This window comes from Vibrio penaeicida (genome assembly GCF_002933855.1).
GTDB classification, from domain to species: domain Bacteria; phylum Pseudomonadota; class Gammaproteobacteria; order Enterobacterales; family Vibrionaceae; genus Vibrio; species Vibrio penaeicida_A.
Window position 1 is genome coordinate 1 of the sequence record NZ_BFAQ01000023.1, and the last position, 24,893, is coordinate 24,893.

Sequence of the window (24,893 nt, forward strand, 5' to 3'; positions counted from 1 at the left end):
TATAATAATCGCATGATCTTATTTGAAGTGTGATCACATTGAAAAATGCAAGTTTTCGATAAACCAAGATCCCTGCCATGTTTCTATTTATTAGTAGATAATTGGTAAAATTAAAGTATTTACTCTAAATTAAATTTAATCACCAGTATCTAGATTTCGATTAAAAATCCTTTACTTTCATTAAATTAAATAACAGACACGAATCAAATACATTTGGTAGAAAGCTACAATCACACCTTACATCACTCTGTGAAAACTAGGTTTAATAAATAATAAATTACATAATTATCAATATAATCCAAAACCTATAGTCATCAATGCCTATAGAGTAGGTAAGAAAAAAATTATGATGGTAAAACATAAACACTATAAAATTTCAACCCACTAAAATTATTAAATGAGTTAACTATTGTTAGCATAAAATAACTCTAATAGAATCCTCTCTTCCCAATCGGGGAGGCTCTCTGTTTTATTTTAATCCTGACAAAATAAAACAAGGAATTAACAAAGAATTTTAATTTATAGATTTATCATTCAAAAATTATACGTACAGATCGTTTTTGTACGCGACATAACGGGTCGGTATCTGCTTCGGTAGTAAACACTAAACCAACTGTATTCTTAATATTTTTGCCATAAACATAATTATTGGTAGGGAGATTTTTTGTGAAAATAAAACCTATATTGATCGCTATAGGGTTAACTGTTCCTTTATCTTTATTTATTTTTAACGATATATCTAACGAACCTAATATATCGCTAGATACCAATTCTGATGAAAAGCGAAAAGCGAACAGAAGCTCTAAAGAAAACAACGCACTGAATAAGAAAGCAAGCCTAAAAAAGCAAGATGATGTCAATCATTACGCTTCGAAAATAGATGAAAACAATCATTTAGAAGCACAAAGCGAGGAAAGTACTCAAATCAATACGAGTGAAGAAACAAGTACGCGAAAGGAAAAATATCGAGAGCCGATAAGCTTGGAACAGGCTTGGATAGATGTAAATCCTAGCGAAACACTCGCAAGCATAAAGCCTAAAAGTGAAGCAATCGAAAGCATTAAAGCGATTGAATTTTCTAATGTATCTGAATTTCAATCTCTGAATGAAAATGACAACGTGACACTCAATTTACCGGATAACACTGACATTGATATCGAAGTGGAATCTAACGAATTTCAAAATGAAGGGGTTAGAACATGGTCGGGGAATTTCAAGATTGATAATCAGAACTACCCTGCCACCTTCACTTTTGGAAGTTCTTCAATTTTTGGTTTTATTGGTCACCCTAATGGTCCAATTAAAATTGAAGGATCTGGAAAAACTGCATGGATTTATGAAGTCCCGGATAGTCATGGATACGACTGATTAATAAATGCAGTTCAAATAAAAATAAACTAATTAATTTAAAGATACTATTTTAGGATTAAAAAATGAAAAAAACGTTATTAGCGGCGATTGTTGCGTCGAGCATTGTTGCGCCACTTGCACACGCAACAACAAATATTGATGTACTGGGTGTTTACACAACAGAAACCGCGCAAAAAACTGATCACATTACAGCTATCCAGCATCGTTTCAATGTTGGTAATAAGATTCTTAAGGACAGTAAGCTAGACATAAGAGTGAACCTCGCTGGATTGAAAGAGTATAACTTCGACTCCGAGCCCGGCAGAAAAAAAGATCAAGGTGTTGCTTTAGATGCAATGACTCCAGGGTATAAACAGTCCGAATTGTTCCAAGATATCGAACAAGTAAGAAAGGATGAAGGCGCGGATATGGTCGCCATGTTCCGTTATCTAGACATCGACAACTCTCCGGATTATGAACGCACTGCTAACGGCTATAGCATCAGTTGCGGTTTGGCTTGGATTGTACCCGCATTCCAATGGAATGGCAGCCAATCTTGGGCAAAAAGCAAAATGTACAGCCATACCTACATTAACGAATGTGGTGGTGATACGTTTATTCATGAATTAGGCCACAATTTCGGTATCAACCACGCACGTGAACAATACAATGGTTTGCCTCACCTCCAAAATGGGACAGAAAAAGATGCTTATGGTTATGGCGTAAACGGGCAATTTGCAACCACAATGGCTTATGGATACCTTTTCGGTATAAGAGGGCGTTCTTACAATTTCTCTAACCCAGATGTAGAGTGTAAAGGGCAACCATGTGGCCGCAAAGGGGTTGCAAATGCCGCTCGTGCTATTGGTCTTACTGCACCTAAAATTGCCAATATTTATCAAAGTAAAACCGATGGCACAGATACAGGTAAACCGACCCAGCCAACCGATCCCAAAGAACCCAACAACGTCTTTAAGATTGACTCTCCTGTAACAATTCCAGACCAAGCTCAGGTAGACATTCCGATTAAGGTGTCCTTCGAAGGGGATATCACCAAACCGACAATCGCACTAAACGTGGAACATGGGTTCATTGGTGATTTGTCTATTCGACTTATCGCACCAGACAACAACTACTGGATTTTGAAGGAAGCGAACAGTAGAGATCGTGGGGAGAAATACAATGTCACCTTCACCTTGCAAGAGATTGAAGATATCGACTTCAACGGTCAATGGACACTGCGTGTCACGGATAATTTCGAACAAGATACTGGCGTAGTAAAAGGCGCTATTCTAACCCTTAAGTAATCCTTATACCCAAGAACCCAAAGGTTCTTGGGTATTTTTATTAGAAAAAGTTAGGTACATGCCATACGAATATAAGGAGGAGGAAATGAATTAATATTTGAACATCCATTTTCGTTACTGTATAACATAACAATATTAATTCTGTTGTTTACAGGAAAGCAAACGCTAAACTATGAAACATGTATTTTCATTCTCATTATTGGAATGACATAATTCTGACATTAATTATAGTATTTCCTGAATAGCTATCACATGAAATTAATGAAACGAATGAAATATACAATTTAAAAAATAGCTCAATCTGTTACTTCAGAATTAAAATAAAGTATAGTTATTTCAATTGCTTATACTTTTGATATGCAAACCCGTATAGCACTCAGTTTAATTCATATATAATTAATTCACGTATAAGTTTATATATATCAATGAGTTAAAAATAAAACACTTATTCAACACAACATTGATCTCATTTATTCTTATTTTTTTATCCATATTCATCTTCTGTTCACTTCATTTTTACTGGAAGTGATTAGTACAGAAATGGAAAATATTTTTTACACTCTTTGCTGTATCGCCTATATATAAAGCATATCCTCTTATACACGTACCGTAAAAAAACACCAGCAAACATATTAGATAAAACCTGTCAACATAATAAGGTTTTCTAAATTATTCTGATATTTGTTTTTTCTCACGTCATTGATAACAATCTCTGTACTCAGCCACTGATACGGCTGTGTATCTGATTAATTAAAATTTTCTAAAGTGGAATAGAGTTTGGCTCTATTTCTGTTTTCTTTTGATGCTTGAGGAAAAATCATATTTTCAGCAAACATTAGTGAACTAAATAGTAGCCATAGTCACATAAATCATAAAATATAATATTGAGTTATATAAGAAATAACTTATTTTTGTGGGTATAGGCTTTTTATTTTCTTTAACTTTAATAATTTCGGGAATAAGAAATGAAAGTTAAGTATTTGTTACTCGTCACAGTAATTAGCGCTACAAATTCAATCGCTAGCCAAAACAATATAAATCCGAATGAACCAACAAAAGCTTGGATAACAATCGGTAGCGATGCAATTCAGCACTTTACAACCGCGCAAGAGCACAAAGGGTTGGCTTTTTCACCTCAAATTGTACAAGGCGTTGATGGCATTACGGTATCGGAGATTAATACCAGCGATATAAACAATTTGAGTGAGCTAATGCACCATGAATTCAAACGATGTGGTGGATTCTTTTATCATGATTCGTTTGAAGAGGCACAGGCATACGCAAAACAAGCCGCAAATGCGAATCAGAGCTTTGCCAATTTTGCGGCTGTTAACTACACCATCGATAACGAATATGTTACCAATGCGATGATGTCGGAAACGTCACAACAAAATCTAACCAACACCGTCAATACATTATCCAATTACTACGATCGGTATTATACCTCTCAGTCAGGGTACGACGCGGCAAAATGGATAAAGGATCGTTGGGTTCAACTTTCTCAGGCACGCAGTGATATCAGTGTAGAATTTTTTAATCACAGCTGGAAACAACCTTCTGTTATCGCAACGATCAATGGTACGACTCTTGCCGACGAAATCGTCGTTATCGGCGGGCACCTAGACTCCATTAATACACGCAGCCCAGGTAACGAATCCGCCCCAGGTGCCGACGATAATGCTTCTGGTATTTCTGTTCTCACTGAGACGCTAAACGCGATTGTTAAAAGTGGATTTAAGCCCAAGCGCACAGTGAAAATCATCGGTTATGCGGCAGAAGAAGTCGGGCTACGAGGTTCAAAAGCCATCGCCCAGTCTTATAAAAGCTCCGGCAAGAACGTAGTGGGTGTCGCTCAGTTTGATATGACGGGCTATAAGGGGACATTTAATCGCGACATCGTACTCATCACTGACTACACCAATTCAGGGCAAAACCAGTTTATTCGCAACTTGATCAACAAGTATTTACCGAATATGACGCATGGTAACTCGAAGTGTGGTTACGCGTGTTCCGACCACGCGTCTTGGTACAATGAAGGTTTCCCTGCTTCCATGCCAGCTGAAGCGAATTTCCACGATTCGAACCCGCTCATCCATACGGCGAATGATACCCAATTCGACTCAAGCCACGCGATTAAGTTTGCTAAGCTTTCCGTTGCATTCATTTCTGAGCTCGCCAAAGGTACGATTGCAGGAACCCCTCCACCACCGCCACCCACGGGTGAAAACGAACTGCAAAATGGTGTTCCAAAAACCAACATATCTGGGGTAGCTAAAGCACAAAACTTTTATACGTTTAATGTTCCAGCGGGGGCTTCCAATCTGAAGTTCACAACATCAGGTGGAACTGGCGATGCAGATTTATACGTTAAATTTGGATCTAAGCCAGCGCTCAACAGTTATGACTGCAAAAGCACCAACAGTTCTAACAACGAACAATGCCAAATTCCAAATGCACAAGCGGGAACTTACCACGTGATGGTCGAGGCTTGGTCTGCGATATCTGGTGTATCTCTAACCGCAAGCTATGCAGACAGCGGTAATCCACCCCCACCACCTACAGGTACTGAACCCATTGACGAAACGGTCACGAATATCTCTGTTTCGCGTGGGCAGTGGCAACGCTACACCCAAGAACTGGGCGAAGGCTATTCAAACCTAACCGTCACGATATCGGGCGGAACAGGTGATGCGGATCTGTACGTTCGTCATGGCGCTCAATCTACGTTTGGGCAACACGACTGCCGGCCTTATCTCAATGGGAACAATGAAAACTGCCCAATTACGTCACCGCAATCTGGCGTTTGGTATATCGACATCTACGGATATTCAACAACGACAGGGCTAACGCTCAATATCAAAGCCACACCATAAAATAGTGGCGCTTCGCTGCCCTTTTCTAATCAGAAAAGGGCAGATTAAACGCATCCAAATTTGATGAGCTTGTCATTGCATTAACTATTTTTTATGCCGTTTTAGTTAATAGAACAGCATGAATAAGCACATCAAATTAATACTGAAAGAGATATTAAAATCTTTGGTATTAATGGAATAACGTCTCTTTTTAAATAAAAGAATACGTATAAGGAAACCATGAATATTCATGGTGGATGGAATGTTGGAATATCCAGCGATCCTTTAAATACAGGAAAATAAATCATGAAGTTTAAAATTGGAATTATCCCCTTATTGGTCGGTATAACATTATCGACCTCTGCTTTCGCACAGATGGAAATAAAAACAGCGACAGATACTGGGCGACCTTCATTTGTCACGGGGAACTTAGGTAATGCAACAGCAGGTGCTGAAGTTCAGGCGTTAAAGCAAATCTTAGCCAGCAACCCATCGTATAAATCGACGGGAAGTGAGGAATTTGAAGTTTCTCGCCAATGGGTTGATGAGTTAGGGAAAAAGCACACGTTTTTTGATCAGAAAATCAATGGCATTAAAGTTTATGGCAACAGTATTGCTTTGCACACAGAAGCAAGCAATAACGCTAACGGCTTACTGAATAATGCACCTGTTTATGCGGTAACAGGTACACTCGCTGTTTCTTCTGCTCCTGCTTCGGCTGCGTTTGCTGCCAAGCAAAGTAATGACAATGGTAAACAGGCGCGCTCTGTTGGCGAAAGCATTGGCTCAGTTCAAACACAACCCGAACTGGCTTACATCTACTTGCCTGATCAAGACGAAACGAAACTCGCTTGGCGTATGGAAGTCGTCTACTTTGCAGGTGCCGGACCTTTTGGTCGTGACATTGTTTACATTGATGCAGCCACCAATGAAGTACTCGCACGCCATGCACAGGTACACTCGGCAAAGAGCTGGAAAACGTACACCCTAAACGGCGGTAATCAAAACTCTGCACCAGGGCAACTGCTTTGTACGAACAACCAAAATTGTGGTGGTAACGCTGCTGCGCAACGCGCTCATGATGGTGCAGCAACGGTTTATGACTACTACCAACAGCGACATGGTCGTGACAGCCTCAACAACAACGGGATGACGTTGGTATCTAGTGTCGACCTTGGTGAGCAAAATGCGTATTGGACTGGTTCGCAAATGCTTTATGGTCAAGCCGGTGGCGGGGTTGATTACGATTTCACCTCTGATTTCGACATCATTGGTCACGAATTTACGCACGGTGTCACCAACTTCTCTGCCCGTCTTGTTTACCAAAATGCGTCTGGTGCATTGAATGAAGCATGGTCTGATATTCTTGGGTTATCAGCAGAAGCGTTCAAGAATGGTACAACGACATCCAGCTGGTTACTGGGTGACGGTTTGTACAATCAACCTGGAAAAGCTTTCCGCTACATGAATAATCCAACCAAAGATAATTATTCAAAAGATTGGTATCCAGAGCGTATACCGTTCACCAATAATCCTCATAGAGATAATGATTATGGTGGCGTGCACGGTAACTCTGGTATTGCAAACTTAGCGTACGTATTGCTAGTAGATGGCGGAACACACCCACGTGGTAAGTCCAATGCACAAGTACCAAGCATTGGCATGCTAAAAGCCGAGAAAATATTCTATCGTGCGTTAGTTACCTACATGAACCAAAATACCAATTTCTCTGGTGCTCGAACCGCAACAGCTCAAGCGGCACAAGACTTGTATGGTGCGACAGAGAAAAACGCCGTTGAAACAGCTTGGTGTGCTGTTGGTGTGGGCGACTGCCCAACAACAACACCGCCTCCACCACCCACTGGCGATAACGAACTGCAAAATGGCGTACCCGTCACCGGTATTTCAGGTGCAGCGAAAGATCAGAAATTCTACACATTCCAAGTCCCAGCAGGTGCAACAAACTTGCGCTTCGTTACAACGGGCGGTTCAGGCGATGCTGATCTTTACGTAAAATTTGGTTCCAAGCCATCTTTAAGCAATTACGATTGTAAGAGCACCACCAGCTCCAGTAACGAAACTTGTGCTATCAGCAGCATCCAAACAGGCACTTACCATGTCATGGTTGAAGCATGGAACCAGATAAGTGGTGTGTCTCTAACGGCCAGCTACGATGGCGGAACAACACCTCCACCACCTCCTAGTGGTCCTACGCCAATCAACGATACATTGAACAACATCTCTGTTGGCGGTGGTCAGTGGCAACAGTACACTCAAGAATTGGGTACGGGCTATTCAACCATGACGATTACTACGTCTGGTGGGTATGGTGACGTCGATTTGTATGTTAGAAAAGGCTCCAATCCTACGCTCTACCAATACGACTGCCGCCCATGGAAAAATGGCAACAACGAATCTTGCACGATTGCGAACCCTGGCGCTGGCACGTGGCACATCGGTATTTACGGTTACTACAATAGCTCTGGTGTGACGTTAACGCTTACAGCAGAGTAAACGGTATATGACTAGTAGGATAAATCATCCTTAAAAGTCATCGGAGAGGGGCATTAGGCCTCTCTCTTTTTTTAAAATCGCTCCCTCTGCCACTTCGTATATTCACCCCATCAATAAACCGACAAATAATCATTTCTCAATTAAAGTGCCGCTTTGCAGAAACCATCCTTTTATGTTGGGTTTTTCCCTACATAATGGAGATGTTCTGCCGCTAAAAACTTGTCAATATACAGGCAAATCGAAGCGGGAGAAAAACCATGAAACGTAATTTTATTGCAGCCTCTGTTATCAGCGCCCTAATGATGTCGTCTATTTCAGTCACGGCCAATGCGTGTACTCGTATTCTTTGGCAAACACAAGATCATGGCACATTCGTTACCCGCACATTAGATTGGTCTGAACAAACTCGTCCCAATGTCGTTAATTTTCCTGCAGGGATTGAATATTCCACTCACATGGAGCAACAAAATATTGTGACCTCTAAATACGATGTCACAGGCCTTACAACCTATGGTGCCGTAACCGATGGTGTTAATTCAAAAGGGTTGAGCGGCAATGTCCTATACGATGGGTTAATGGACTTAGGTGAGGCTACAGCCAATCAAAAAGAAGGCGCGATAACTTACCTTCGCCATCTACTATCTCAGTATGCCTCGGTCGATGAAGTGGTTTCTGCTATTGAGAAGAGAACACCAGCCGAGGAGTTTGTGCCAGGAGTGCCCGTGCGCATAGCTCTGCATATTTCGTTTCAAGATACCAGTGGAGACAGTGCAATCTTGGAATGGCGTGACGGCAAACCACAGGTATGGCATGGAGAACAATACACGGTAATGACCAACCAGCCGGGTTATGCCCAACATCTCGCTAATGTTGAACGTTCGCAACGAGGATGGGGCGATCTAGATAAGCAGTGGAGCCAAACAAACTTAGGCACAGGCGGTAATACGAACCCTGAGGATCGTTTTATTCACGCCACTTACTTCTCAGGTCACCTAACAGAGCCAAGCAGTATCATTAATGGCATGCTGAAGCTGGACTCAACATCATTCAAAATTCCACATGATGCCCCCAATAGGGAGATCGACGGCGTTATGGCTGGCTACGCAACGGAATACTCTGTTAACCGTCACCTTCAATCTGGTGAAACTCTTGTGCGTTACCAGTGGGGAGAATCGTTCAATCAAGTCCAATACAATGTGAAAGAGATCCAAGCTGCGGGAAAACAGGTTTCTTTCAATATTTCGACCCCAGGTTTGGCAGGAGATATTACTCACAAAATAATCAATAGTAAGTAAGCCATTTCATTATGCATAGCTACACTCAAAAGGCAGTCAGTACGGCTGTCTTTTTGATTAGTTTTAACTATTAATAATATAAATACAATCGAATTCACCTAACACAAGTATCTCAGTATTCTTTACTTATACCTAAACAGCGAAAGCTTATTAGGTCATATAAACGCTAAAAAGCGAGAACATAACAATACACATTTTGCTTTGTTGCCGGATTGCCCCGTTGTAGACGAGTTGATCCCCCAAATACACTGGAAGGAATTTATTATGAGTAAGAAGCTAACGACTGCAGCAGGTTGCCCTGTTGCGCATAACCAGAATGTTATGACCGCTGGCCCGCGAGGACCGCAACTTCTTCAAGATGTTTGGTTTTTGGAGAAACTGGCACATTTTGACCGTGAAGTGATCCCTGAAAGGCGCATGCACGCTAAAGGATCTGGCGCATACGGCACGTTCACAGTGACTCATGATATTACTCAATACACTAGGGCAAAAATCTTCTCCGACGTAGGGAAAAAGACCGACTTGTTCGCGCGTTTTACTACCGTCGCTGGCGAACGAGGTGCAGCAGATGCAGAACGAGATATCCGTGGCTTCGCGCTTAAATTTTACACCGAAGAAGGCAACTGGGATTTGGTTGGGAATAACACGCCAGTTTTCTTCCTAAGGGACCCTTTAAAATTTCCAGACTTGAATCACGCAGTAAAACGCGATCCTAGAACCAATATGAGAAGCGCGGTGAATAACTGGGATTTCTGGACTTCCCTACCTGAAGCGTTTCACCAAGTAACCATTGTAATGAGCGATCGAGGCATTCCTGCCAGTTATCGTCACATGCATGGTTTTGGCAGCCATACCTTCAGTTTTATTAACGCAGATAGTGAACGTTACTGGGTGAAATTCCACTTTAAAACACATCAAGGCATTAAAAACCTAACCGACGAAGAAGCCACTATTTTGTGTGGGCGAGACAGAGAAAGCCATCACCGCGATCTTTATGACAACATCGAAAGTGGAAACGCGCCTAAATGGACTATGTACATTCAAATCATGCCGGAGCTAGAAGCTGATGAGGTGAATTTCAACCCATTCGATCTGACTCGTGTGTGGTCTCAGAAAGATTATCCGTTGATCGAAGTCGGCGAGCTGGAGCTCAATCGCAACCCAGAAAACTTCCACGCAGAAGTTGAACAGTCGGCATTTAACCCTGCCTCCATTGTTCCGGGTATTGGTTTCTCCCCAGATAAAATGCTTCAAGGTCGTTTATTCTCTTACGGTGATGCGCAGCGTTATCGCTTAGGGGTAAACCACCATCAGATCCCTGTGAATGCGCCAAGATGCCCAGTGCACAGCTACCACCGTGATGGTGCGATGAGAGTGGATGGCAACTACGGTTCAACCATTGGTTATCAACCGAATTCACAACAGGAGTGGGAAGAACAACCTGATTACTCCGAGCCACCATTGCGTATTTCTGGTCATGCGGATCATTACGACCACCGTGTAGACGAAGATTACTTCACTCAAGCGGGTGATCTTTTCCGACTAATGGATGATCAGGAGCGACAACGTTTGTTTGAAAACACCGCCCGTTCTATCAAAGGCGTGCCGGACTTCATACAGCAACGTCATATTGACCACGCGTATCAAGCAGACAAGGCATATGGTGAAGGGTTAGAGAAAGCCATTAAGAAAGCAAACGAATCTTAATAAACGCCGTGTTCCTAAATCAGAAAAGAGAAATCAGAAAGGAGAAAGCCATGAGCGAACAAGATTTTATGACTCTATTTAACACCACGGACTTATTTATTTTTTACTAAGCCGCATCGGTGAATAACGGTCCTAAATAAATCACTAAAAACGTAAACAGCCTGACGATATCAGGCTGTTTTTTTAGGTGAGGAATCGGGTGAGTCTGAACAGTATTAAAACTTCATACCGACTGTGGCACTCAGCTGAGTCACATTGACGCCGTCCATTTTGCTTCGGTCTGCACCAAAATCGACATAGAAGCCATAATTAGTCGAAAATCGGATGCCGGCTCCACCATACGCTGCAGACTCATTCACTTTTTGCGTGGTAGTAGTGCCTGCAATTCGATGATTGGCATAGCCCGCTTCAATGTAAGGCTTGATAAATGAGCCATCGGAAAACACATACGAATAACCAAGTTCGCCTCCAGCTTTTAAGGTATGCCCTTTCAGTTCATCTTTAGAGTTACTTTCATACGATGCTTTTAACGCTGTAAACCCATTGAAGTTATAGGTGGTCTCCAACTTAAAGCCAGATCCTGCATCTTCTGTAATTGAGAACCCTCCCAGGCTCGCTGAGTAATCAGTATCGGAATACCCAGCACCGAGGCTCCAGCCTTCTAATCGATTAAAATCTTGAGCACTCGCAAAGCCAGACATCAAGCCCGCAATTAATACCAAACCACAACGCAATTTCTTCATCATTCCACTACCAATTTTTCTTTTAGATTACGGTTTTATGGGGTCACAATACTAAACTCCTGACTCCACCTCACAATTTTTAATATACAACTGATGGTATTGCGACACACCTCAACCACCGTAAATGCAAGTACATCTGGTTAGAATAAGTAAAGCGGTAACGATCAGACATTTATATAATTCAAAATCTGAACATCAGCAATGCAAAAACAATTAGACCTCAGCAATTCTGACCTCCCTCTTCAATTTAATTGATTGGTAATGAATCAATGAGTATTGCTAGCATGCACACAGCTGCCAGTATTCTCATGGCTATCAGTATTCTTACAACTAATAGAAAAGAGGTGAGGCTCACATGTCAGACCCGATCTCCACCACGAAAGCACCGCTTTCTCCTAATTCATCTTCATTAAAAGGCAAAACAAAAAATTTAAGGGTCGCCGCTGGCATTACTCTGTTTAGCATCTTAACTGGCATTATCGTCGCGCAATTTCAGTCCGTTCAACTGGCTTCGGTCGCGGCACTAACAGTATTTTGCATAGGCTTGTGGGCGACGGTCGTCGTACCGGAATATTGGACGGCATTGAGCTTCTTCCTTATCGCCATCGTTTTCAATATTGCGCCCGCTTCCGTTGCACTTTCTGGCTTTCAATCCTCTACGTTCTGGTTATTGTTTGCAGGGTTGGTTCTTGGAGCCGCATTCAAACACACTGGGCTAGGAAAGCGCATCGCCCATTTGCTCGCTTCTGCGCTAGGTACTCGCTACAACACCATAATCTGGCGAATCGTTATTTTCGGTATTGCACTCGCCTTTATCATGCCCTCTTCCATGGGCAGAATTGCACTCTTACTCCCTATAATCATGGCGTTATCGGAACAAATGGGATACCAAAGTGATTCCAAGGGACGCATTGGAATGATAACCGCCACGGCTTTTGGAACTTGGCTACCTGCTTTCACCATTTTACCCGCCAACGCGCCGAATATGATCCTTGTGGGTATGGCAGAAAACCTTCATGGCTTACAGCTTTCCTACTGGGATTACTTACTGATTCACTTTCCTGTACTGGGTGCACTGAAAGGGGTGGTGTTGGTTCTTTTGATTTTAAAAATGTTTCCCTCCGATGATCCACTGCACACTACAAAAGAAACAGCATTTTTGCCTCCTGTAACAAAGGACGAGAAAACGCTGGCTTACATTATTTTGGGTTGCTTGGTCATGTGGCTAACAGACGGTATTCACCATATTTCTCCGGGATGGATTGGGCTCGCGGGTGCAGTGATTTGCTTATGCCCATTTTTGAATTTAACCACCAAAAGCAGCTTTCAAGCCGATTTGAATTACAACTCTCTTTTCTTTGTTGCGGGCATTATTGGTTTAGGCGCAGTCATTGCACAATCTGGCTTGGGGGAAACGCTTATCGCTGCTCTGGGTGATAGCGTACAGTTTTCACCGCAAGAACAACTGCAAAGCATTGTTTCGCTCACCTTTATTTCCACCATTGTTGCCATTACCACCAGCTTACCGGGTGTTCCAGCAGTAATGACCCCTATCGCGAGCGACCTTGCACTATCCACTGGTTTGCCTATCGCCACCGTTTTGATGACACAGGTTTTTGCCTTCTCCAACATTTTGTTGCCGTACCAAGCTCCTCCGTTAGTCACAGCAATACAAATGGGTAAGTTGCCCATCGCAGCCATCAGTAAATTATGTTTGGCTCTATTTTTTATCACCGTCGTAGTTCTTTTACCGCTGGATCTATTATGGTGGCACCTTCTAGGTCTATTCTGAAATGGGCTACTTTGACAAAAAAGAAGAGGGATAATGGATAACCACCAATTGCGAACGTTTGTCGTCGTCGCTCAAGAAGGCAGTATTACACGTGCGGCAGACCGGCTTTATTTGAGTCAGCCAGCCATAAGTGCGCACATTAAAGCGTTAGAGTCGTCTTTGGATCTCACTTTATTTGAGCGCACACCTCAAGGCATGCGACTCACCTTAGATGGTCAACGAATTTTACTTAAAGCCGAAGAAACACTTCAAGCACATCAAGATTTGGTCGAAGAAGCACGCAAAATCAAAGGGCAAATAACGGGTGTACTTCAAGTTGGTGCAACCAGTCATACTGATCCCAAAACGCTTGGGAAAATCATGATATATGTCGCGGAGCATTTCCCAGAAGTTGATGTAAAACTGCAACATCTTTCGACGCAAGCCATTATTGCTGGTATTAGGAGCGGCGACTTGGATGCCGGGATTTATAACGAATTCGGTGAAGCACCCGATGATTTTTTCTCTGCGGAGCTGTCTAAAATAAGATTGCTGCTCGCTTCATCCCCACATTTTCCTCAGCTCCACTCCCCCATTGACTGGCAAGCGTTGCAGCATATCCCTTGGATTTACCCCGGTGAAGATACGTGCTGTGGGAAAGCGGCAGAACAATTATTTGAACGTCATGGCTTTCGCCCTAAGAAGCTGATTCATGCCGACAGGGAAAAGGTCACTCGTACCCTAATAGCAGGTGGTCTTGGTGTAGGATTAGTTCACGACAAACCTCAATCTCAATCGAGCGAACAAACCAACGATATTGTTATTCTGGATGACATATCGCTAAGAATCAGAACATTACTTGTATGTAAAAAATCTCGCCAAACGGACCCTGTACTCCACTCCCTGATAGACTCGATGGTAGATAACCTCAGTTCTGGATAACAGAATGCCTATGATCCCGTTATTTTCTCAACAATGGGAAGTACTTACGTAGATGGTCTAACCTATAATTCAGGTGATTTTAAAAAGGAGTCATATTTATGATGGACAATATTTCGTTAGAACACATCTACGAAAAAGCGTTGGAACTCGTTCTGACATTCGGACCTAAGCTCATTCTGGCATTTTTGGTCTTGGTTATTGGTTGGTGGTTAATTGGGAAAGTAACCAAAGGTGTTGACGTTGCACTAGAACGTGTTCGCTTAGAACAAGGGCTAAGAAGTTTCCTCTGCTCACTTGCGTCGGTCATTCTTAAAATACTACTGATTATCTCTGTCGCTTCCATGATAGGGGTCGAAACCACGTCCTTCATCGCTATGCTGGGTGCCGCAGGTTTAGCCGTCGGTATGGCGCTGCAAGGTAGCTTGTCTAACTTTGCTGGTGGCGTACTCATTCTGTTCTTCAAGCCTTTCAAAATTGGCGATGTGATCGAAGCACAAGGTCATATGGGCAAAGTGGTTGATATTCAGATTTTTGTCACTGTATTAATTACTTACGATAATCAAAGAATCATTATTCCTAATGGTATGTTGTCTAACGGAACGGTTAAAAACCTATTCTGTGAAGAGAATCGCCGCGTCGATATTGAATTTGGCATCAGCTATGGCGACGACGTACGTAAAGCTCGCGAAGTTCTCATGAAAGTATTGGCCGATTACGATCTTGTTTTGGATGATCCTGAGCCGCTTGTTCACGTTAGCCAACACGGCGACAGCCATGTCGGTATGCTGGTTTGGGCTTGGGTTAAATCAGACGATTATTGGCCTGTGTATTTCAGCTTGTACGAGCGCGTGAAAATCGCCTTCGACGAGCAAGGCATCACTATCCCATTCCCACAGCGCGATGTGCATGTTCATCAGTTCCCAGGAAAACAAGCTTCTTAATTTCTGAGGTCTATTGATCGAGACACCTTCCAAAAACACGCCAGCATTTTGCTGGCGTGTCTGTATAAAGACTTGGATTGAACCAGAATATGTGGCTCTAAATCCAGTATCTTGAGGTCATTTGGGTATAATACAGCATCATTTTCAGATAGATGAGTATCCATGAGCCTCGCGTTAAAATACGAAAAAGACTGCATTGAATTCATAACGAAAGAAATGATCACCGACGCCGCCCACGACCTTCAGCATATTTTTCGGGTCGTCAAAACAGCGAAGTCGTTAGCAGACAAAGAACAAGCCGACATCAATATTGTTTTACCTGCCGCTTATCTACACGACTGCTTTACCTACCCTAAAGACCATCCAGAGCGTCATTTAAGTGCTCAGATAGCCGCAGACAAAGCATGCGAGTTTTTGCGTTCTATTGGATACCCTACGCATTACTTAGATGACATTCACCACGCTATTATGGCGCACAGTTTCAGTGCAGGAATTACACCAAAAACCAAAGAAGCCAAGGTGGTACAAGATGCCGACAGGTTAGATGCATTGGGTGCCATTGGAGTAACCCGGTGCATTCAAGTCAGCGGCACATTCGGTGCCGATTTGTATCACCCAGATGACATGTTTGCCCAACATCGACCACTCAATGATAAACGCTATACTGTCGATCATTTTGAGGTAAAGCTGTTCAAAATCGCGGAAACAATGAATACCTCTTCTGCTAAGAAAGAAGCTCAAAAACGCGTAGTGTTTATGAAAAGTTACCTCTTGCAACTGCAAAACGAAGCGGAATAAACATGTCTGAAACCAATAAAGTCATCACAGAGCTCAAGCGGCAACTCAAAATCAGTGGAGTTAAATACACAGATGTAGCACAAGCCCTGTCCCTCACTGAAGGCTCCGTCAAGCGCTTACTTGCCACAGGTAATCAAATCAGTTTGGAGCGCTTGAGCGCCATTTGTGAGCTGATTGGTATGGATATGGCCGAACTTTTTAAACTTGCCTCTCCTACACAAGCGCTTACTTCCTTAACTTATGAACAAGAAAAAAAGCTCGTCGATGACAAAGCGTTACTCTTGGTCGCTGTGTGTGTTGTGAACGGCTATCGATTTGATGAAATTCTGAATCAATACGACTTTGCCGAGCCTGAGCTCATTAAAAACCTTGTTCAATTGGATAAATTGGATATCATCGAGCTGCTTCCAAACAATAGGCTAAAACTTAAGCTCTCTCCCACGTTCTCATGGATTGCTGGCGGACCTATTCAGCGCTTTTTCCAGCAACAAGTTCAAGATGAATTCTTTCGAAGTCATTTTTCAGGTGAAGATGAAAAACTGATGATGGCAACAGGTTTAATGTCTGTCCCTAGTAATAAAAAGATTCAAAAACGCATTGATAAACTCGTTTCCGATTTTTACACCGCCTGCCGTGATGATGGTGAACTGAACCTGGATGATCGCCATGGAACATCAATGATAGTCGGGATTCGCCATTGGAGCCTCCCACAGTTTAAACGACATGAGAGACCAAAAAAGTAACCATAACCGACAAAAAAGTTACTTATTATGTGACTTTTATTATTTTTATTTTAAACATAGTATTAATAAAGCACATTAACCTCATGCACTAAGGCACTGCTCATTTCTTAAGATAGTGTCCGTTTCTAAAAATACTGTCTATTTCTAAAAGCAGTCTATGAGGTTTACATGCACGCTTATCTAAGACTCATCAGCTCTCTATTCAGCCGCTTGCTTTATCGTATTCGCGTGAACGGCAAAAAACACATTCCGCAAAATGGGGCAGCGTTAATTGTCGCCAATCACGTCAGCTATATCGATGCACTGATTCTAATGGGTTTAGCTGACCGCCCAGTTCGCTTCGTGATGGACAAAAGCTTGAGCGAGCTGCCGATTCTTAAATACTTTTTCCGTCATGCGGGTGTCATCCCAATCTGCTCTCCTAAGCAGTGTTCAGAAACCTACAATCAGGCGTTTAACCAAATTGAAGAAGCGCTAAATCAAGATCAGTTGGTGTGTATTTTTCCAGAAGGACGTATTACCAAAAACGGTCAGATAAACGAATTCAGACCGGGTGTGGAACGCATTTTGGCAAGTAATCCTGTACCTGTTGTTCCTATTGCACTGAAAGGACTTTGGGGGTCGTTTTTCTCACACAAAGATGGGCATGCGTTCACTCACCTACCAAAACGATTTTGGTCAAAACTGGAAATCAACATAGGTAAGAGCGTGAATGGAGAGTCGGCAAACCGTTCTCTGCTCCAGCACCATGTTGAAACATTGATAACACAATAGGTCGAGGCTCTATATATGCTCAAAAATAAGCAGCTTTCGATTGCCCTGTTTGTTTTATCGCTTTGTCTACCAACATTTTCAAGTCAGGCACATGACGCAACCACCGTTTATGGTTTCGAAGCATTACTTCTTGGTAGCATACAAGTATTGCTAGCTTTGGTGATTTCCCTATCTGATTATTCTGTTGGTCTTCTGCTCGTTATACCTTGGTTGGCTAATATCACTTGGTTCATGAGCTTAGTGATGTCTAAGTCTAAAAATCGATTAATATTAAGCGTAATCAGTACATTATTTGTGGCGTTATTTTTTATTCAGCCAATAACCATGATAGGAGAAGCAGGCTCTTCCATCGATTTGCAACTTCTGATAGGTGCTTACATTTGGGGGCTATCATTGATAGTCCCAATACTTGGAGAGTTGATGAAGGTACGTTCTAACTGATGACTTACCTGCAACATCACAGATTTGATACCCAATTTGAAACATAATAATAACGTCACATGTATTAACTCATTCGTCGTTGTTTTTCCATCTATATCCAACGAAGTTGAGCAAGCAGGAGTACAGGAGACCGCAATGAAAATCATCATTCTACATGGCTTATATATGCACGGTTTGGTCATGCAGCCGCTGAGCCAACGCCTTCGCAAACTCGGGTATGAAACCCAAGTTATCAGCTATAACTCCGTTTCTATCGATGAAGATAAGTTGTTCCACTCCATTGATTCAGCATTAGACCGAACACAAAAAAATGTACTGGTCGGGCACAGCCTTGGTGGTGTGGTGATTAAAAACTACTTAGCCTCTCGCTCCCCTTCGCCTTCGCTTGTTTCCCATGTCATTGCCGTTGGATCACCACTTAAAGGGGCGTCTATTATTTGCAAAATTCAAGAGTTAGGTCTGGGCGCTATGTTAGGTAACGCTCCCGAATTTGGATTGAAAAAGCACGACGATATATGGGGTTATCCACAAAAACTGGGCAGCATTGCTGGAACCATCCCACTTGGTATGCGCCCTTTATTGTTGATGGATAACGATACTTTATCTGATGGAACAGTGACGGTAGAAGAAACACAAATTGAAGGCATGACCGATCACTTACAAACCAAATCTAGCCACACCAGCATGATTTACAACCACTACCTTCCAAATCAGATCGATCACTTTATCCGGCAAGACCAATTCCGTCATACTCATTAGGGAATGACCCCTTTGATACGAGATAGCTCTTGCAATAATAACCCAAGAACATACTGATTAAGATGAACACAGTTCTACACTTCGTTTTCGACCTTGTACGAACAAAACGCGATAGACAAGAGTCACCAAGAAGCTATGTCAGAGGTTGTGTCGGAATTTAACTCTAAAGCACCCAATCTGTAATTCGATTCTATGGTGAACCTAGTTATGCAGAACAATAAATGCATGAATACGATTTCAACATAACATACTGATTAAAAAGAAATTTACCATTCGTCGTGTAGATCGCAAATTTATAAATCGGACCTAAAGATAGGAAATGATATGCATTAACATTAGGAGTTCACTTCAAAAAGGACTTCAAAATGAAAAAACTGGCTTTCCTCATTTCTTCTGCCCTTCTCGTAACAGCATGTGGAGGTGGTGGCAATGGTGACGGTGCTTCTTCCACTGGTGGTAGTGGTACTGGTGGTAGTGGCAGTGGTGGTAGCACCGCAGCTAAAACTAAAATCACCAATAACAGCGCAGACGGCATGATAAATGGTGCGAACACGGTAGATCCAAACGCCGCACGCAATGTAGCTGGAAATGTTGGTAATCAAGGAGCATCTGGGGCTGCTCGGAATGCAATGGCATTGAGTGCCAGAGCGGCGTCAAACATTGACGATACAATCGCATGTTATAACGGAAATGGTAATGTAGTGACAAAGGCTAGCGGTGGTGAGCATAACTCTACTGGCACGTTCACAATTGATCGCTGTAGTTTATCAGATGACTTAAATATTCGAGCGAATGGTAAGCTGAATTTTTCGGTTGCTGGCAGTAAGTTAAACATTAGTGGATTTTTCAACCTAGAAGATGAAAATAAAGCCGAGAAGATTATAGCGCTAAATAATCTGGCATTCAGTCTTGATGGTTCAAATACCTCTTTTTCTTCATTGGTCACAGCGGGTAGCGAGACACACGGCATTGCGATAGACCATAAAATTAGCGATAACTCTGGTTCAACGACCACTCTAAAGCTTGATGGTGCGGAAGGAACATGGGTTCAGGTAAATCGTATCACTGATGTATGGGGTCACGAATTAAGCTGTGAAGTGACACAAAGTTCTGACCTTAGTTTTTCACAAGATGAAGGCTGTGACCTGTTGCGTAAGTAACATCTCTTAAGAATGCCTTTCTAGACAGACTTAGCAAACTTAACTTGATAGTTTTACTTTTGAAGGGGGTTTACATTGTAAATCCCCTTTTTCTAATCACATTACCAATCATTCCACTTTGAAATATTTCGTACTCTTTTGCTTCATCGCGAACAGCGGTGCGACCAAGCACACCGCACCACACCCTAGAAGAACTACCGTATTTCCAAACCACCCTGTAAGCGGAGCAATGGCTAGCAGCCCTAATGGTGCGAAACCATAAGAACACAGGAAATCAATGGAAGAGATACGGGCTAACTTGTCTTTGGGGACTTCTTTTTGCAAAGAAGAAAACCAAATAACATTAAAGACTTCAATACCGACACCGGCAACAAAATAGACCACAACGGGCAAAAGTAAATGGTGACCAAATACAAGGCTCAACGGCACGACACCATACACAGCGAGACCTATTAAGGCCCACCAGCCTTGAGGGTGAAAAGTAAATCGCCCAAGAAGAACAGCCCCTGTTAATCCCCCCAATGCGTAAGCCGTCATGGAGTATGTAAGAAGGCTAGAATCACCAAAATTCGCTTTTGAAATCGTAGGAAGGAGAACGCTGGTGGCGGAATACCCTGCCGCAATCACGATGGTCAATGCCGCTAGGCTCACTATAAACCATGGGTGGCGCTTGGCTTCTTCAAGTGCTTCTCGAATATCAAACCACATTGAAGAAACATGCAGCGAATCGGACTCTCTGTGCCTTTTTTGTTCCGCAACCCAAGGGGGAACAAAGGCACTGACTAGCCAGCCAGCGATAAGCAGGGCAAATCCACTGTGAAGACCTTGCCAGATAGCAAGCGCGGTTACTACAGCCGGCCCTGCTAATGTAACCACGCGAATGGATAAACTCATTGCTGCATTGGCAGGTTGCAATTGGTCGGGCTCAATAACTTTGGGAACCAATGCTTGAAAAGCGGGTCGGCATGCACCTTGCCCAAAGCCCGAAAGCATCGCTCCTATAATCAAAAGGCTGATACCTGAACCCTGCTCTGTATTGATAGGTAAAGATAGTAGAGTAAGCACGATCCCAACAGCAGCAATGAAACTGGCGATGAACACAACACCTCGGCACGAATACCTGTCGGCAAAAATGCCTCCAAGCAAAACACCCACCAAAAAACCACCCGTTCGAAATGCCAACGCGATTCCCAACTGTGCGGTTGTCAGCATATCTTGTGTCATGGCGTAGCCAAGCAAAAATGGTAGCCCCCATGTTGCAAAACCCGATGTTGTACTGCCAAGCCAAAGCCTGACAAATGCTCCATTTCTCACAATTGTTAACACACAATCTCCAAACTTTTTCTTTTACCCAGCAAAATCAATATGCTCCTTGATAGAAGCGTTAACTGAGAGAATTAGCAATCATTGTTACGCTATTACATGAAGGTCATATGGAATTGGAAGTTAGCCCACTCCTTGTGACTTAAACACAAGTAACCTCCAGTTTTAGATTCGGAAACCTCTTTGGTCAGCAGCTGCTATTCCTATGAGCTTATTTTTATAAGAGAAACAAATAGAAAAGCCGCACGTCGGCGGCTCATGTAATATCGATATTTAATTTAACTCGCTAAAAGGTCACTTAGTCGCCAGACCTTTCCCGTTCAAGTAGCCCTTAATGTGAGGTCGAGATTCTCCTGAAAGTTTACCCGTGATTTGCTCTGACCAAGTCACACTTTTGTTGTTGCCGCTTCGGCTTGAGTAATAATCCAACATGGTTTGGTCATACTCACTAATTTTGTTTTTATCTAAAGGCTGGTAAGTGTTTTCATGCAAAATTACATCAGGGCTTAATCGAGGTTTTACTTCTGGGTTTTGGTCTGGATGACCTAAACACATTCCAAATAGCACCGCGGTATGAGGCGGTAACTCCAGTAGTTCATCCACTTCTTGAGCACAGTTTCTTAATCCGCCAATGTATACACCACCCAATCCCATAGATTCCGCAGCCAACATGCAATTTTGAGCCATAATTCCGGCGTCTACTGCACCTATTAGAGTCAGCTCGGTAAATTCTGATTTAACGTTCTCGTTCAATTCAACATGGCGTTGGAAATCGATGCAAAACACCAGAAATTCCGGTGCGGATCCTACGTATTTTTGACCACCAGAAAATGTCACCAAGGCTTCACGCTTTACAGGGTCAGTCACGCGAATAATAGAGTTCACCTGTAATAAACTGGATGAAGAGGCCGCAATGCCAGCTCGAATGATGGTATCAAGCTGTTCCTTACTTACTGCCTCCTGAGTAAATGCACGAATCGAACGGTGAGAAAGAATGGTGTCGATAGTTGAGTTCATAAGCATTCCATATTGAGAGATCTAAGCGTGAATAACATTCGCAAAAAATCTTTTATAAATAAATCCCAAAACGTTGTCGAATACCGCGATCGCAAACCAAGAATTTATGCCAAAGAAAAACAATGCGCACCTACACGCATAAATACAAAAAAATGAAAATGAAACAATATACATAAGCCTCCTTAAGTTGCAGGATTCAACCCATACCTTCAAATTAAGAGGATGACATGAAATTTTTTGTATCCACCCTTGCTCTCGTCACAATGGCAGCGAGCACACCTACTTTTGCTAAAGAAACTCAAACCAGCGTTAATTTTGTAGGGAACTACGCCTGTGCTTTCACCCAATACTCCGATGGCGAAACCTACGCTTACCCCGATTTCAAATGTAAAATTACTGAAAAAGAAGGCGTATTCACCTTAGAAAAACTCACAGGCTCCCAGCGTATTAAGGGTGAGGTTACTCTCACACCTGCAGGGTTCGAATTTGAGGGGGTATATTTTTGCCCTTGGGGCGATTGCACGCACGATGTGCACGGTCAATTTGAAACGCAAAAAGCAGGCGAGTTTGCTGGTACGGTATATCGCACTAGCGATCCAGATGACTTTACCGACGTGGATCTAAGACGCGTCAAATAATACAAACAGGTGTGATCTTACCCTATGAGATCACACCAAATGACCATTTCTCAAGCTAACTGGCTTCTGGAATACTGCTTGCGATGGATCTAATTTCAACCGTTTCCTCTTCATCTGCACCATCCAATAATGCCTCATAAATCAACGCATTAATTCTGTCTTTTCTAAGCAAGAAAAAGTCGTGTAATGAGTGCGCTATTTCTAGCCTTCTCTGTGGATATTGGTTGATCAACTCGCTTAAAAGCTCCCCCGATTGCTTAGGGTAGGCAAGCGTAATATTGATGGCAACATCGTTGGCTTTTAGCGATGACCCTTCTAACGCCGTTCGGAATAACACGCCAGGATCTGTCGGGTTTTGGCCCAGTGCTGCGATCAACAATTTGAGTTCTGGGTCGGCAATGTCGGTGTATTTGAAATCCAGCATAGAGTCTAGCTCTGCGGTTCCCGTAGGAATCGGCTGCACATTCACTTGATACTGGCTGACGGCTTCCAACGTGTCGGTGCGCACAAAGACTTTGCGGTACAGTAAGAAACCAAACACAAATAAGTGAACCACGATGAGATAGTAATAAAGCCAAACAATGGAGAACTCATTCATAAGATAACCTGCAACGATGGGGCCCGTTACCCCGCCAATCCCCACCAATATTTGCATGGTGCTTGTTGCCGGCATCGCTTCTTTAGGTTGAATGTGATCAAACACTTGAGTCACGGCGAGTGGGAACAACGCCACACCAGAACCACCCGAAATCCAAAACAGAACAGCGAGCATTTCGATCGGCATCGGGATGTAGTTCTCTAAAATGATCAAAGAATTACTGATCACCCCCATAAACATAAGCCCCGAAGCAACGACGCGTTTATCGTATCGGTCTGCGAGCCAACCTGTCGGGAATTGAGTCAACAACCCACCCATTTGATAGGAGCCCAAAATCAGAGATAGCCAGATCCCAGATATGCCCTTGCCGTATGCGTACAAAGAAATCAAAGACACGCTCGCGGCATTTATCAGCCCAGCACAGAAACAGGAAAGCGTCCCTGAGGGTGAATAGCTCCACATTTTCTTTATAGTAAGCGGCGCGCTTTTTTCCGGTAATTCAGGCATGGGCAGCTTGCTCATCGACATAATGATGAGGGCAATGCACAAAAACACTGAAATAATCCCAAACACTCGGGGGTCCTGAGCGCCTGAAAACGCGATCAAAAATGGGGCGGTACCGAAACCAATAGCAAAACAGATTTGATAAGTACCGTACACCTTCCCACGGTTACTTCGATCACTCAGCACATTAAGCCAGCTTTCTAATGTGATAAAACTGGTGACATAGCAAACACCGGACACCATTCTTAGTGCCGACGTCACATAAATATCATTTGAATAGCTGTGTACGACCGACACAATCGCCAGCATTGCGGCCATAGAGGCAAAGGCTCTGATATGCCCGACACGCAGAACGACCTTTGAGCCAAATAAGCCCGCACAAATCGCCCCCGCTGCGAACATACTCATCGCTAAACCGATTTCAGAGGAATCAAATCCACCATCTTTTAGGCGAATCGGTAACATGACATAAAATAAGTTATGGCTGATGGCAAACGCAAAAATAGCGAACAGAATCGGTCTTATACGAATGAATATATTGTTTCTCATAGGCACTATGGACTTTTTAGGCAATCAATCGATGGCAAAATTTGTTGATTGAAGTATCAACTAAAACATAGCATAGGTTAAAATTTATCCAGATCATTAAAAAGGAAAAGTTTCGTACAATCAGAGGAAGTTGTGCGTGTTCTCAAGTTCGAGAGCTCAATTTGCAT

At 42.8% G+C, this 24,893-nt stretch carries 19 protein-coding genes and 1 pseudogene; 16 read left to right on the forward strand and 4 right to left on the reverse strand.

Annotation, left to right across the window (positions count from 1 at the left end):
- Positions 1-666 precede the first annotated feature (666 nt).
- From VPNCDNU1_RS13400 to VPNCDNU1_RS13425, 6 genes are all read left to right on the forward strand, one after another.
- Positions 667-1,368, forward strand: a complete 702-nt coding sequence (locus VPNCDNU1_RS13400; RefSeq protein ID WP_104400781.1) for a hypothetical protein — start codon at positions 667-669, stop codon at positions 1,366-1,368.
- Between the two features lie 65 nt (positions 1,369-1,433).
- Positions 1,434-2,657: a zinc-dependent metalloprotease family protein gene (locus VPNCDNU1_RS13405; RefSeq protein ID WP_104400782.1), complete on the forward strand. Its 1,224-nt coding sequence runs from the start codon at positions 1,434-1,436 to the stop codon at positions 2,655-2,657.
- Between the two features lie 965 nt (positions 2,658-3,622).
- Positions 3,623-5,530, forward strand: coding sequence for a M20/M25/M40 family metallo-hydrolase (locus tag VPNCDNU1_RS13410; protein ID WP_104400783.1), 1,908 nt, complete (start codon positions 3,623-3,625; stop codon positions 5,528-5,530).
- A gap of 285 nt (positions 5,531-5,815) precedes the next feature.
- Positions 5,816-8,023 (forward strand): M4 family metallopeptidase, encoded by a 2,208-nt coding sequence (locus tag VPNCDNU1_RS13415; RefSeq protein WP_104400784.1) that lies wholly within the window; start codon positions 5,816-5,818, stop codon positions 8,021-8,023.
- A 257-nt stretch (positions 8,024-8,280) separates the two neighbouring features.
- On the forward strand, positions 8,281-9,318 hold the full coding sequence (locus VPNCDNU1_RS13420) for a linear amide C-N hydrolase (protein WP_104400785.1): 1,038 nt from the start codon (positions 8,281-8,283) through the stop codon (positions 9,316-9,318).
- A 264-nt stretch (positions 9,319-9,582) separates the two neighbouring features.
- Positions 9,583-11,025 carry a catalase gene (locus tag VPNCDNU1_RS13425; protein WP_167404791.1) on the forward strand — a complete coding sequence of 481 codons (1,443 nt, stop codon included), beginning with the start codon at positions 9,583-9,585 and terminating at the stop codon, positions 11,023-11,025.
- Between the two features lie 215 nt (positions 11,026-11,240).
- Here the strand turns inward: VPNCDNU1_RS13425 and VPNCDNU1_RS13430 are convergent, their stop codons facing one another.
- The gene (locus tag VPNCDNU1_RS13430; RefSeq protein ID WP_104400786.1) at positions 11,241-11,771 is read right to left on the reverse strand and encodes an outer membrane beta-barrel protein; all 531 of its coding nucleotides are present in this window, start codon (positions 11,769-11,771) and stop codon (positions 11,241-11,243) included.
- A 352-nt stretch (positions 11,772-12,123) separates the two neighbouring features.
- Here VPNCDNU1_RS13430 and VPNCDNU1_RS13435 point away from each other — a divergent pair, with 352 nt between their 5' ends.
- From VPNCDNU1_RS13435 to VPNCDNU1_RS13475, 9 genes and pseudogenes are all read left to right on the forward strand, one after another.
- The gene (locus VPNCDNU1_RS13435; protein ID WP_104400787.1) at positions 12,124-13,560 is read left to right on the forward strand and encodes an SLC13 family permease; all 1,437 of its coding nucleotides are present in this window, start codon (positions 12,124-12,126) and stop codon (positions 13,558-13,560) included.
- Positions 13,561-13,593: 33 nt separating this feature from the next.
- Positions 13,594-14,481, forward strand: a complete 888-nt coding sequence (locus VPNCDNU1_RS13440; protein WP_104400788.1) for a LysR family transcriptional regulator — start codon at positions 13,594-13,596, stop codon at positions 14,479-14,481.
- 98 nt (positions 14,482-14,579) lie between these two features.
- Positions 14,580-15,422, forward strand: a complete 843-nt coding sequence (locus VPNCDNU1_RS13445) for a mechanosensitive ion channel family protein (RefSeq protein ID WP_104400789.1) — start codon at positions 14,580-14,582, stop codon at positions 15,420-15,422.
- Between the two features lie 162 nt (positions 15,423-15,584).
- Positions 15,585-16,220 carry an HD domain-containing protein gene (locus VPNCDNU1_RS13450; protein ID WP_104400790.1) on the forward strand — a complete coding sequence of 212 codons (636 nt, stop codon included), beginning with the start codon at positions 15,585-15,587 and terminating at the stop codon, positions 16,218-16,220.
- 2 nt (positions 16,221-16,222) lie between these two features.
- On the forward strand, positions 16,223-16,963 hold the full coding sequence (locus tag VPNCDNU1_RS13455) for a helix-turn-helix domain-containing protein (protein ID WP_104400791.1): 741 nt from the start codon (positions 16,223-16,225) through the stop codon (positions 16,961-16,963).
- 183 nt (positions 16,964-17,146) lie between these two features.
- Positions 17,147-17,737, forward strand: a pseudogene (locus tag VPNCDNU1_RS13460) (1-acyl-sn-glycerol-3-phosphate acyltransferase); the annotation flags it as partial.
- A gap of 15 nt (positions 17,738-17,752) precedes the next feature.
- Positions 17,753-18,178, forward strand: a complete 426-nt coding sequence (locus tag VPNCDNU1_RS13465; RefSeq protein ID WP_104400793.1) for a hypothetical protein — start codon at positions 17,753-17,755, stop codon at positions 18,176-18,178.
- Positions 18,179-18,313: 135 nt separating this feature from the next.
- Positions 18,314-18,937 (forward strand): esterase/lipase family protein, encoded by a 624-nt coding sequence (locus tag VPNCDNU1_RS13470; protein WP_104400794.1) that lies wholly within the window; start codon positions 18,314-18,316, stop codon positions 18,935-18,937.
- A gap of 365 nt (positions 18,938-19,302) precedes the next feature.
- A complete protein-coding gene (locus VPNCDNU1_RS13475) occupies positions 19,303-20,097 on the forward strand; it encodes a hypothetical protein (protein ID WP_104400795.1) in 795 nt (264 codons plus the stop codon).
- A 108-nt stretch (positions 20,098-20,205) separates the two neighbouring features.
- Here VPNCDNU1_RS13475 and VPNCDNU1_RS13480 read toward each other — a convergent pair whose 3' ends face one another.
- Both VPNCDNU1_RS13480 and nfsA read right to left on the reverse strand, forming a co-directional pair.
- Positions 20,206-21,423 (reverse strand): MFS transporter, encoded by a 1,218-nt coding sequence (locus VPNCDNU1_RS13480; RefSeq protein ID WP_104400796.1) that lies wholly within the window; start codon positions 21,421-21,423, stop codon positions 20,206-20,208.
- Positions 21,424-21,714: 291 nt separating this feature from the next.
- Positions 21,715-22,437 carry an oxygen-insensitive NADPH nitroreductase gene (gene nfsA, locus VPNCDNU1_RS13485; protein ID WP_104400797.1) on the reverse strand — a complete coding sequence of 241 codons (723 nt, stop codon included), beginning with the start codon at positions 22,435-22,437 and terminating at the stop codon, positions 21,715-21,717.
- 227 nt (positions 22,438-22,664) lie between these two features.
- Here nfsA and VPNCDNU1_RS13490 point away from each other — a divergent pair, with 227 nt between their 5' ends.
- Positions 22,665-23,075: a DUF4893 domain-containing protein gene (locus VPNCDNU1_RS13490; protein ID WP_104400798.1), complete on the forward strand. Its 411-nt coding sequence runs from the start codon at positions 22,665-22,667 to the stop codon at positions 23,073-23,075.
- Between the two features lie 55 nt (positions 23,076-23,130).
- On the opposite strand, the gene VPNCDNU1_RS13495 is transcribed toward VPNCDNU1_RS13490, so the two are convergent.
- Complete coding sequence (locus VPNCDNU1_RS13495; RefSeq protein ID WP_104400799.1) at positions 23,131-24,726, reverse strand: MFS transporter; 1,596 nt, start codon at positions 24,724-24,726, stop codon at positions 23,131-23,133.
- Positions 24,727-24,893 lie beyond the last annotated feature (167 nt).

Coding starts and splice junctions, on each gene's coding strand:
- VPNCDNU1_RS13440 (WP_104400788.1), top strand. CDS start 13,594: ATGGATAACCACCAATTGCGAACGTTTGTCGTCGTCGCTCAAGAAGGC.
- VPNCDNU1_RS13490 (WP_104400798.1), top strand. CDS start 22,665: ATGAAATTTTTTGTATCCACCCTTGCTCTCGTCACAATGGCAGCGAGC.
- VPNCDNU1_RS13470 (WP_104400794.1), top strand. CDS start 18,314: ATGAAAATCATCATTCTACATGGCTTATATATGCACGGTTTGGTCATG.
- VPNCDNU1_RS13435 (WP_104400787.1), top strand. CDS start 12,124: ATGTCAGACCCGATCTCCACCACGAAAGCACCGCTTTCTCCTAATTCA.
- VPNCDNU1_RS13415 (WP_104400784.1), top strand. CDS start 5,816: ATGAAGTTTAAAATTGGAATTATCCCCTTATTGGTCGGTATAACATTA.
- VPNCDNU1_RS13465 (WP_104400793.1), top strand. CDS start 17,753: ATGCTCAAAAATAAGCAGCTTTCGATTGCCCTGTTTGTTTTATCGCTT.
- VPNCDNU1_RS13410 (WP_104400783.1), top strand. CDS start 3,623: ATGAAAGTTAAGTATTTGTTACTCGTCACAGTAATTAGCGCTACAAAT.
- VPNCDNU1_RS13445 (WP_104400789.1), top strand. CDS start 14,580: ATGATGGACAATATTTCGTTAGAACACATCTACGAAAAAGCGTTGGAA.
- VPNCDNU1_RS13475 (WP_104400795.1), top strand. CDS start 19,303: ATGAAAAAACTGGCTTTCCTCATTTCTTCTGCCCTTCTCGTAACAGCA.
- VPNCDNU1_RS13495 (WP_104400799.1), bottom strand. CDS start 24,726: ATGAGAAACAATATATTCATTCGTATAAGACCGATTCTGTTCGCTATT.
- VPNCDNU1_RS13425 (WP_167404791.1), top strand. CDS start 9,583: ATGAGTAAGAAGCTAACGACTGCAGCAGGTTGCCCTGTTGCGCATAAC.
- nfsA (WP_104400797.1), bottom strand. CDS start 22,437: ATGAACTCAACTATCGACACCATTCTTTCTCACCGTTCGATTCGTGCA.
- VPNCDNU1_RS13450 (WP_104400790.1), top strand. CDS start 15,585: ATGAGCCTCGCGTTAAAATACGAAAAAGACTGCATTGAATTCATAACG.
- VPNCDNU1_RS13430 (WP_104400786.1), bottom strand. CDS start 11,771: ATGATGAAGAAATTGCGTTGTGGTTTGGTATTAATTGCGGGCTTGATG.
- VPNCDNU1_RS13420 (WP_104400785.1), top strand. CDS start 8,281: ATGAAACGTAATTTTATTGCAGCCTCTGTTATCAGCGCCCTAATGATG.
- VPNCDNU1_RS13405 (WP_104400782.1), top strand. CDS start 1,434: ATGAAAAAAACGTTATTAGCGGCGATTGTTGCGTCGAGCATTGTTGCG.
- VPNCDNU1_RS13455 (WP_104400791.1), top strand. CDS start 16,223: ATGTCTGAAACCAATAAAGTCATCACAGAGCTCAAGCGGCAACTCAAA.